The 10,715-nt window shown below is 65.6% G+C and carries 8 protein-coding genes; all 8 read left to right on the top strand.

The features are described 5' to 3' along the window. Window positions 1-265 (top strand): DUF1365 family protein (locus tag VIQ49_RS09835; RefSeq protein ID WP_331883844.1); only part of this gene is annotated, 265 nt, incomplete at its 5' end. Next, entirely contained in the window at window positions 265-1,527 is a 1,263-nt protein-coding gene (locus tag VIQ49_RS09830; RefSeq protein WP_331883842.1) for a cyclopropane-fatty-acyl-phospholipid synthase family protein, read from the top strand. The genes VIQ49_RS09835 and VIQ49_RS09830, both read left to right, overlap by 1 nt. Window positions 1,528-1,533: 6 nt before the next feature. Then, window positions 1,534-2,280: an SDR family NAD(P)-dependent oxidoreductase gene (locus VIQ49_RS09825; protein WP_331883840.1), complete on the top strand. Its 747-nt coding sequence runs from the start codon at window positions 1,534-1,536 to the stop codon at window positions 2,278-2,280. A gap of 104 nt (window positions 2,281-2,384) precedes the next feature. Continuing rightward, entirely contained in the window at window positions 2,385-2,897 is a 513-nt protein-coding gene (locus tag VIQ49_RS09820) for a pyridoxamine 5'-phosphate oxidase family protein (protein WP_331883838.1), read from the top strand. A gap of 18 nt (window positions 2,898-2,915) precedes the next feature. After that, window positions 2,916-3,353 (top strand): acyl-CoA thioesterase, encoded by a 438-nt coding sequence (locus VIQ49_RS09815; protein WP_331883836.1) that lies wholly within the window; start codon window positions 2,916-2,918, stop codon window positions 3,351-3,353. A gap of 73 nt (window positions 3,354-3,426) precedes the next feature. Further along, window positions 3,427-6,714 carry an exodeoxyribonuclease V subunit gamma gene (gene recC, locus VIQ49_RS09810; protein WP_331883834.1) on the top strand — a complete coding sequence of 1,096 codons (3,288 nt, stop codon included), beginning with the start codon at window positions 3,427-3,429 and terminating at the stop codon, window positions 6,712-6,714. 3 nt (window positions 6,715-6,717) lie between these two features. Further along, a complete protein-coding gene (locus tag VIQ49_RS09805; RefSeq protein ID WP_331883832.1) occupies window positions 6,718-10,020 on the top strand; it encodes a UvrD-helicase domain-containing protein in 3,303 nt (1,100 codons plus the stop codon). Next, window positions 10,017-10,715: AAA family ATPase (locus VIQ49_RS09800; RefSeq protein WP_331883829.1), on the top strand; the 699-nt coding region annotated here is incomplete at its 3' end. The genes VIQ49_RS09805 and VIQ49_RS09800, both read left to right, overlap by 4 nt.

The raw sequence follows: 10,715 nt of genomic DNA, 5'->3' as shown, positions 1-10,715 counted from the left end.
CGACTACGACATCAACGTCCGACTCGATTCCGAGCGGGTCGGGATGTCGATCAGTCTGCTTCATGCCGGTACGCCGGTGTTCACCGCGAGTTTCGACGGTCGGCCCGCCGTCTACACGCCGCGTCGGCTGACCCGCACGTTGATCACCAATCCGCTCATGCCACAACGTGTTTCCGCGCTCATCGCACTGCACGGAATATGGTTGTGGTTGCGGCGCCTCCCCGTTCGCGCACGGCCCCCACACACACCGCCCGAAGGAGTTTGATGTCCGACCTGGCCGAACCAGTGCAATTGCCCGCGATGGCGGAGCCGTTCTGCTTACGCCGTCCGATTCTCGGTGGCGTCTGCTTCCTGGCGAGTTTCGCCCAGTTCTTCGTGAGTCAGGCCGTCCGGCGTACGCAGGTCCAGGTCCTCTATCCCGACGGAACGATCCGTGGGGGCGGAGATGCGTCCAGCCCACGTCTGGAGGTCGTCCGTCCAAAAGCCCTGCATGAGCGGATGGGCCACAATCCGAAGATCGGCCTCGGCGAGGCGTACATGGCGGGCGATTGGCGGGTCGCCGAAGGCAGTGATCTTGGGGAGGCGCTGACGCCGTTCGCCGCTCGCCTGACCTCGTTGGTTCCCGAACCCTGGTGGAAGCTGCGGATCTTCGTGGACACCAAGATCCCGCACCGACACAAGAACACCCCCGAGGGTTCGCGGCGCAACATCGGCGCGCACTACGACCTCAGCAACGACCTCTTCGCCACGTTCCTCGATCCCACCATGACGTACAGCGCGGCGATGTTCGATCCGCAGCGTCCGTCGTCCGGTCAGGATCTCGAGCAGGCCCAGTACCGCAAACTCGACGCGATACTCGACCAGGCGGGAGTTGGGACCGGCAGCAGGGTTCTGGAGATCGGTACCGGTTGGGGAGCCCTGGCGATCAGGGCCGCGAAACGCGGTGCGCATGTGACCACCGTGACCCTGTCGCGCGAACAGCTCGAGATGGCCGACGAGCGCCTCGGTGCCGAGGGCGTGGCGGACATGGTCGACCTCCGGCTGCAGGACTATCGCGCCGTCACCGGACAATTCGATGCGATCGTCTCCGTCGAGATGATCGAGGCGGTGGGCGAGGAGTTCTGGCCCACCTATTTCGAGAAGATCGACACGCTGCTCGCACCTGGAGGCAAGGTTGCCATCCAGGCGATCCTGATGCCGCATCAGCGAATGTTGGCCACCCGCAAGTCTTTCGGATGGATCCAGAAGTACATTTTCCCGGGCGGCCTGATCCCGTCGTTCGAGGCGATCGAGAACACACTCGCGCAGCACACGACGCTACATGTCACACAACGTCACGATTTCGGGCAGGACTACGCCGAGACGCTTCGACGGTGGCGAGCATCGTTCACACAACACCGGCAGGCCGTGGAGCAGTTGGGTTTCGACGAGACCTTCATGCGGATGTGGGAGTACTACCTGGCGTACTGCGAGGCCGGTTTCGCCTCGGACTACCTCCAGGTCAGCCAAATCCAGATGCAGAGGTGACCTGACATGACAACGGACCTGGCGGGTAAACGGGTGTGGGTGGTCGGTGCGTCGAGTGGCATCGGCGCGGCGACAGCGAAGGCACTTGTCGAACGTGGTGCCCACGTGGCCATCTCGGCGCGCCGGGAGACCGAACTGCGGCAGGTGGCAGGCTCGTCGATGACCGTCGTGGTTGCCGATGTCACCGACCGGGCCTCGGTGGATTCCGCTGCCACACAGGTGCGTGAGGCACTCGGCCGCATCGACATGGTGATCATCAACGCCGGATTCTGGGAGCAGATGGATGCCACCGCGTGGGACCGTGACCTGTTCGAACGCCATGTGCAGGTCAACCTGCTGGGGATGAACAACTGCATCGGCGCGGTGCTCCCACGGATGGTGGCCGGCCGTAGCGGAACGATCGTCGGCGTGGCGTCGGTGGCCGGGTACCGCGGGCTCGGCGGGGCGGAGGCCTATGGCGCCACGAAGGCGGCCCAGATCAACATGCTCGAGGGCATGCGTGTTGCGTTGCGCAGGAAGGGCGTCCGTGTGGTCACCGTCTGCCCGGGTTTTGTGAAGACCGGTCTGACGGAGTCGAACACGTTTCCGATGCCTTTTCTCATCGAGGCCGACGAGGCTGCCGATTCGATCTGTCGGGGCCTCGAACGGGGCCAGATGGAAGTCGTGTTCCCGGTACCGATGGCCGCGTTGATGAAAGTTGCGCGGCTTCTGCCGGTGCGACTGTGGGCCAAGGTGTTCGGTAGCGGCACCTAGTACCCCGAGTCACCAGCATCGCGGGGCCCCGCGGTGGTCACCGATGACTCTTCGGCTCTGCCGCGGTCGGTATGTCCAGGGGCCGCCCGACGCGAGGAGACATCATGGCAATCCGACCGACCACACGATTCGACGAGCGTTTCAGCCGACCGGGAGCGTCGCCCGCCGACTGGGAGTCGACATCGCACTTCCTGCAGCGAGCCGAGCTGTATTGGGTGACGACGGTGCGCCGCGACGGGCGGCCGCATGGCACCCCACTGGTCGGGGTCTGGGCTGGTGAACTCTTCTACTTCTGCAGCGGGCCGGATGAACAGAAGTCGCACAACCTGGCGGTCAACGATCAGGTGACGGTGACAACTGGGGTGAACACCTGGCAGCGCGGGTGCGATGTGGTGATCGAGGGTCGCTGTGTGCAGGTCACCGACGCGTCGGAGTTGGTGGCCATCGCCGCCGCGTTCTTCGACAAGTACGGCGAGGCGTGGGCATTCGAGCCCTCCGCCGGTGGCTTCGGGACCGGCGACGACTTCGCCCTGGTGTTTCGCGTCGAACCACGAAAGGTGCTCGCCTTCGAGAAGAATCCACACGGGCAGACCCGCTTCGACTTCGACCGTGACTGACCTACTACAGTCAGGGCGGTGAATGACACCCCTCCGTACACCGAAGTCTCGTTGCAATTGCGCTTCGGCGACATGGACGTCAATCGCCACGTGAACAACGTGCAATTCGCCAGACTCTTCGAAGAAGCCCGCGTGCGTTCGGTGTCCGGTTGGGTTCGAGACGGATACGACCAGGTGGCCATTCACATCGCCCGTCAGGAAATCGAGTTCGTCGCACCGCTCTACTACAGCCCCGAGTCCATCACCGCCCGGATCTGGGTGAGTCGCCTCGGCGGATCGTCCTTCGACTTCGGGAGCTCGCTCTCCGACCCGAAAGGCAGGATCGTCGCGCTGTGCGAGACCACCGCAGTGGTCGTGGATTCCGAATCCGGCAAGGTTCTGCCGCTCTCAGAGGAAATCCGGGCCTTCCTGAAATCGAAATCCGCGGATCCGGTTCCGTTGCGCAGACGGTCCTGACGTCGGTCGCGCGGTCACCGGCTGTGTCGGGCGTTCGTGATAGAACGAGGTCGACAACGGGAAGGGGCCCCGCGTGCTGACATTGCACCGTGCCGAACGAACCAGCACGCTGGTCGGTGCGCTTGCCGAGATCTTGACAACCGCGCCGTCTGATCCGTTCGCCCCCGAACTGATCGCGGTTCCGGCGCAGGGTGTCGAGCGATGGCTGACGCAGCAGTTGTCGACCCGCCTGGGTACGACGGCTGCGGGCGCCGGGGACGGTATCGCGGCCAACATCGACTTTCCGCATCCGGCCTCGCTCGTCGATGACGTGATGGCCCGGGTCAGCGGTGTCGCGTCGGGTCAGTTCGACAACGACCCCTGGTCGACCGGTCGCATGCTGTGGACCTTGCTGTCGGTCGTCGATGACGCCGTGGATGACCCGGCGTGCGCGATCCTGGCCCGCCACCTGGGTCATTCCGCCGGCTCCGGAAAGCGCACTCCCGGATTCCGGATCGGACGCCGTTACGGGACAGCTGAGCACCTCACCGCACTGTTCCGCGGGTACGGAACGCATCGGCCGACGATGATCATCGATTGGTACCGCGGCGAGGACACAGACGGTGCCGGTGAGCCACTCGATCCTGATCAACGGTGGCAAGCCCATCTGTGGCGGTTACTGCGTGAGCGGATCGATTCACCGAGTCCGCCCGAACGGCTCGAGCAGGTCTGCGCGGCGCTCGTCGACCGGGTCGACGCGGTGGATCTGCCGGAGCGGTTGTCACTGTTCGGCGTCACCCGGCTCAGCACCGAACAGTTGCGGGTCCTGGCGGCGCTCGGCACGCATCGAGACATCAATCTCTTTCTGCCCCATGCCAGCCCGGTGATGTGGCAGAAGCTCAGGTCGGCTCCGGTACCCCTTCGGCGCAGTGGTGTTGTCGTCCGGGACATCGAACACCCGTTGCTGGCGTCGCTGTCACGTGAGGTCCGCGAACTGCAGATCAATCTGTCGGCCGTCGCCGCAGCCGATGTGCATCACCCGGACGAACACGTCCGCGGGGGCACGCATCTCGAGCGTCTGCAGGATGCACTGCGCACCGATCGGGTCGCCGAACCGGTGGGCGAGGCCGACGGCAGTGTCCAGGTTCATTCCTGTCACGGCGCAGCCCGCCAGGTGGAGGTACTGCGCGAACTCGTCTTGCGACTGTTCCAGGAAGACCCGACGCTCGATCCGCGCGATGTGATCGTGATGTGTCCCGATGTCGAAACCCATGCGCCGCTCATCCGGGCGGCATTCGGCCAGGTGAGTCACGCACATCCGGGCCACGAACTTCGTGTTCGGCTGGCCGACCGGGCCTTGCGCCAGACCAATCCGCTGCTGGATGTGATGACCGACCTGCTGCTGCTCGCCGGCGGACGTGTCAAGGCCAGTGAAGTCCTCGATCTCGCGGACACACCGCCGGTGCGTACCCGCTTCGGTTTCGGCGACGACGACCTCGAACGCCTGCGGCAATGGACCGCCGAGTCCGGCGCCCGGTGGGGCATCAACGACAACCAGCGAAAGCCATTCGGGCTCAGTGGTTTTCGCCAGAACACCTTCGATGCAGGTCTCGACCGGATCCTCTTGGGTGTGGCCGCGGACGAAACCGAACTCGGCTGGCTCGACACCGCGTTGCCACTCGACGATGTGGACAGCGCCGACGTCGAACTGGCCGGCAGATTCGCCGAGTTCATCAGTCGGCTCGACACCGCGCTGACAAGTCTTCGAGGGCCGCGGCCGGCAACACAGTGGGCCGAGAACCTGGCCACCGCACTTGATCTGCTCACGGCGGTGCGGCCAGCCGACGCGTGGCAACGTGGCCAGGCACTACGCGAACTGGCATCGGCCACCGAGCATGGCGGCGATACGACCGTCCGGCTCGCGGACATCCGGGCCATGCTGTCGCATCGGCTGGCCGGTCGTCCGACGCGGGCCAACTTCCGCACCGGTGAATTGACGGTCTGCACCATGGTCCCGATGCGGGCGGTGCCGCACCGGGTTGTCATCCTCCTCGGCCTCGACGACGAAAGCTATCCACGTGTCGGCGGGATCAATGGTGACGACATCCTGGCCCGCAATCCTTGTGTCGGAGAACGCGATATCCGTAGTGAGGATCGTCAGCTGCTGCTCGACGCGACGATGTCGGCGATCGACAAACTCGTCGTCCTGTACACCGGCACCGACCCGGTGACCGGACTGCGCAGGCCACCGGCGGTTCCGGTGGGAGAACTGCTCGACACCGCCGATGCGATGCTGGTTGACGGATCGACGGTGTTGAGGTCTCACCCGTTACACGGCTTCGACCCCGTGAACTTTGCCGCCCCGGATCCTCTCAGCTTCGACCGGACAGCGCTTGCCGGTGCCGTCGCCACCCAATCGGTGCAGGTCTCCGAGCCGGAGTTCCTGCCGGAACAGCTGCCGGCGATCACCGGTGATGTCGAATTGTCGGATCTGATGGCCTTTGTGGAGCATCCGATGCGGGCGTTCTGCCGTCAGCGGCTCGGCATGTACCTGCCGGGTGACGACGACGAACTGAACGACGTGCTCAGCGCCGACATCGACGGGTTGGGCAAGTGGGCCATCGGCGATCGGATGCTGCAGGCAAGGTTGAGCGGAGTCGATGCCGATGCGTTGCGTGGAGCCGAACTGCGGCGCGGTACGTTGCCACCGTTTCTGTTGGGCGCAAAGGCCTTCGGGGAGATCTCCGGCCTGGTCGAGTCGCTGGTGACGGAGGCGGCGCCCCTGTACGAAGCTCATCCCGATGTTGTCGACGTGACCATCGACCTCGGAGACGGCCGCCGGCTGACCGGAACAGTCCCTTCTGTACATCGCGGGACACTGGTCCGGACGATCTATTCCAGGCTGGCTGCCAAACACCGGCTGGCCGCCTGGGTCGCGGTCCTCGCGCTGGCCGCCTCCGGGGCCGACGTCACCTCGTCAGTGGTGATTGGTCGCGGACCGTTTGGCCGTGTTCGCCGGTCGACGTTGACCGCTCCGCCGAATCCGGTTGCGGTGCTGCGGCAGATCGTCGACCTCCGCGATCGCGGGCTGCAATCGCCGCTTCCGCTGCCCACCGCCGCCGCCGCCGAGTATGCCGATCGACGGCACCACGGCGACGATTCCGTCCTGGCACTGGATGCCGCCGACAAGAACTTCGGGAATCAGTTCGGCGGCGACGGCCAGGACGTGTACGTCCGGTATCTGCATGAGGGCGACTTCAAATCGGTGATCGCCGCGCGGGCGCAGGCGCAGGAAAATGACTGGGATGAGCAAGGATCGCGATTCGCGGCGTGTGCCATGCGCTTGTGGACACCCCTGCTGGATTCGGAACAGGTGCGCTGAGACATGATCCAAAGCCCCATCGCCCCGGTCACGTTCGACATCACCGGGCCGTTACCGTCCGGCACCACAGTGCTCGAAGCCAGTGCAGGCACCGGAAAGACCTATGCCATAGTCGGTCTCGCGGCCCGGTACGTCGCCGACGGTGTTCCGCTCTCCGATCTTCTGCTGGTGACATTCAGTCGCTTTGCCACCGCGGAACTCCGCGAACGCACGAGGCTGCGGCTCACCGGTCTGGCCACCGCTCTGACCGATCCCGATGCCGCAAAGGAGTCGAACGACCCACTGGCGGTGATGCTGGCGACCGGTCCGGCGGAAGAGGTGGACGTGCGCCGCCGTCGCCTCGCCGATGCGGTCTCCGACTTCGACGCGGCCACCATCGCCACCACCCACACGTTCTGTAGTCGCATGCTCGACGGACTCGGTGTGGCCGGGGATTTCGAGAACGACATCACCCTGGTCGAGGACGTCAGCGATCTGATCACCGAGGTCACCGACGATCTGTACCTCCATCGCTTCAGTGGCAGCGGCGCCGCGCCGTTCAGTCTGGGCGACGCGCACTCGTTCTGCCGGCAGGCGGTCTTCCAGCGACAGGCGAAGCTCTCCCCGGACACTGACCCCGACACCGACGAGTACCAGCGGATCGATTTCGCGACGACGGTGACACTCGAGGTCGAACGCCGCAAGCGCCAGACCAACATTCGCGACTACGACGATCTGCAGATCCTGCTGCGCGATGCGCTCGGCGACGCGGAGCACGGAGAGCAGGCCTGCCGACGGGTGCGGAGCCGGTTCCAGGTGGTCCTGGTCGATGAGTTCCAGGACACCGATCCGGTGCAGTGGGACATCTTTCGGCTGGCGTTTCACGGTCACACCACCCTGGTGCTGGTAGGTGACCCCAAGCAGTCGATCTACGCCTTCCGCGGGGCGGAGGTGTTCAGCTATCTCGAGGCCGTGCGGGCCGCCGACAACCATCAGGCTCTGCCCACCAACTGGCGCAGCGACGCAGATCTGGTCGAGGCGCTCGACCGGGTGTACGGCGGTGCGGCGCTCGGCAGTCCGGAGATCGTCGTCCACGACGTCGGTGCGACACACACCGAGTCGAGATTGCCCGGACAGGTCCCGCTGCGATTGCGATATCTGAACCGCCGGGGCCACGGACCGCTGGGCAAGAGCGGTTTTCCGGCCTTGGACCGACTACGACGATCGGTCGCCGACGACGTCGCTGCCGACCTCACCCGGCTCCTGAACTCGCGGCCGCCGCTGCGTGGTTCCGGCGGTGAACGTCCGGTGGCACCGGGAGATGTCGCGGTCCTGGTCCGAAATCACAAGCACCTGACCATGATCCAGTCGGCGCTGGACGCCAGGGGAGTGCCGTCGGTGCTGGCCGGCGGTACCAGTGTGTACAGCACGCAGGGTGCCCTGGACTGGCTGTGGCTGCTGCAGGCGATGGAACAGCCGAGCCGGAGCGCGCGAATACGCCTGGCCGCACTCACACCCCTGCTCGGATGGACTGCCACCGAACTCGATTCCGGTGCCGACGGACTGACCGCGGACATCAGCGCACTGATCCGCGAGCTCGTCGCGGTGTACCACGAGTCCGGTTTCGCGGCCGTGTACGAGCATCTCTCCGGTGTCCGGGATGTACCGGGTCGAGTCCTGTCGGTGGTCGGTGGCGAGCGTCGCCTCACCGATCTGACGCATGTGGCCCAGCTCTGCAACCGTTCGGTAGTTGAGCAGGGTCTTGGTTTGACGGCACTGGTGCGGTGGCTCCAGCAATCGATCAACGACCCCACTGCCGGCAATCAGGGAGAACAAAGCCGGCGCCTCGACAGTGACGCGGCGGCCGTGCAGTTGCTCACGGTGCACCGGAGCAAGGGGCTCGAATTCCCGATCGTCTACGTGCCCTACGGCTGGGACGGAGCGCAGCACCCGACACCGGACACGTTTCTGCTCCACGACGAATCGGGTCGGCGACTGCTCGACATCGGCGGCAAGAATGCGCCAGGATACCGCAATCGTCGGGAGGCCTCGGCCACCGAGGACAACGGTGAAGAACTGAGATTGTTGTATGTGGCGCTGACGCGTGCGGCGTCGGCGGTTGTCCTGTGGTGGGCACCGGCGACATCGGCGCGGTCGTCTCCACTGCACCGGCTGCTCTTCAGCCGGGACCGGACCACCCCGGATCCGCGTCCGGCGGTACCCGATGACGCCAAGGTGGGCCAGTTCCTGACCGACTGGGGGCAGGCCGCGGGCACCGGCGTACGGGTGGAACCGGCCGACTACGGATCGGCTGACGACCCGCCGTGGATTCCGCCGCGGGCCGCGGCGGGCGAGCTCACGGTTGCGGAGTTCACCCGCCGGATCGATCACACCTGGCGCCGTACCTCCTACTCGGCGTTGGTCGCCGGCACCCACCACGAGCCCGCGGTGACCAGCGAACCGGAGACGACGGACAAGACGGACGAGCAGATCACCGAACCGCTCGACGCGCCGGTTGCCCATGGCACCGACGAACTCGCGTATCCCTCGCTGATGAACACGCTGCCGTTCGGGGCCGCGTTCGGAACACTGGTTCACGAAGTGCTGGAGGTCATCGACACCGATGCCGAGGATCTGGCAGCCGAAGTGGCAACACACTGCCGGGAGGCGGTTGCGATGTGGATGGCGGATGCCGATCCCGCAGTCCTGGCGAGCGCGTTGCTGGCCGTTCTGCAGACACCGCTCGGACTGGAACCGGAGACCACCCTCGGACAGATCGCGACCAGGGATCGTCTCGCCGAACTCGACTTCGAGTTCCCGCTCGGTGGTGACGAGGCCGCCACACTGCGCGAGATCAGCGACCTGATGGTCACTCACCTGGCATCCGACGACCTGCTCGCCGGTTATCCGGAACACTTGCGCGGCGTGCAGGTGCCACCGCTGCGAGGATTCCTCGTCGGCAGCATCGATGCCGTGTTACGCCTGCCCGGTAATCGGTTTGTCATCGTCGACTACAAGACGAACCGAACCGCGCGCGGAGATCTCAGCGCGCTCGACTACACGCCCGAACGCATGGCCGGCGAGATGATCCATTCACACTATCCTCTGCAGGCCCTGCTCTATTCTGTTGCGCTGCATCGCTATTTGCGGTGGCGTCTGCCGGGCTACGACCCGCAGGTCAATCTCGCAGGCGCGCAGTATCATTTCGTGCGCGGCATGATCGGTACCGCCACCCCGTCCGGATGTGGTGTGTTCCGATGGCAGCCACCGGCATCGCTGATCGTCTCGGTCTCCGACCTGATCTCCGGAAGGACAGTCCAGCTGTGACGGTCGACTACGACGCGCGGATCGCGGTCAAGGCCCATCCCACACTTGTGCCCTTCAACGTCGCCGGTGTACTGACCGCGGCCGATGTGCATGTGGCGCAACGACTCGCGGCCTTGAGCAAATCCGAGGTCATCCCGGATGTTCTGCTGGCCACTGCGCTTGCCGTTCGGGCCGTGCGCTTGGGTTCGGTCTGTGTCGAGGTCGACCGGCTGTCCGAGGTCGCTCTCGACGAGGACGAGTTCGGCGTCGACCCCGCTTCGCTGCCATGGCCCAAGTCCGCCGACGTGGTGGCCGCACTCGAAGCCAGCCCGTTGGTGACCGGATCGTCGTCCGGCCCGCTGCGCCCTCTGCATCTCGCCCGGACACCGGAAGGGCCGTTGCTGTATCTGAGGCGGTACTTCCTGCAGGAGCAACGGATCCGGGAACTCCTCGACGAACGATCACGCAGTCACCCGGAGATGAATGCCGGCCGGTTGCTCACCGGTCTGCGAAGGCACTTTCCCGAAGAGGGGGCCGACCGGCAACGGGTCGCAGCGGCCCTGGCCAGTGCGGGCTGGACCACCGTCATCGCGGGCGGACCGGGTACCGGCAAGACTCACACGGTGGCCCGGGTCCTGGCGTTGATGTTCGACGAGTACGGCCCCTCGCTGCGCGTGGCGCTGGCGGCCCCGACCGGCCGTGCGGCGGCGCAGCTG

Source organism: Williamsia sp. (genome assembly GCF_036566845.1).
Lineage (GTDB): Bacteria > Actinomycetota > Actinomycetes > Mycobacteriales > Mycobacteriaceae > Williamsia.
The sequence above is the reverse complement of the archived record's forward strand: the minus strand, read 5'-3'. Positions and strand labels throughout refer to the sequence as shown.

Excerpts from the sequence above, each read along its gene's own strand:
- VIQ49_RS09830 (WP_331883842.1), top strand. The coding sequence starts at position 265 with ATGTCCGACCTGGCCGAACCAGTGCAATTGCCCGCGATGGCGGAGCCG.
- VIQ49_RS09825 (WP_331883840.1), top strand. The coding sequence starts at position 1,534 with ATGACAACGGACCTGGCGGGTAAACGGGTGTGGGTGGTCGGTGCGTCG.
- VIQ49_RS09820 (WP_331883838.1), top strand. The coding sequence starts at position 2,385 with ATGGCAATCCGACCGACCACACGATTCGACGAGCGTTTCAGCCGACCG.
- VIQ49_RS09805 (WP_331883832.1), top strand. The coding sequence starts at position 6,718 with ATGATCCAAAGCCCCATCGCCCCGGTCACGTTCGACATCACCGGGCCG.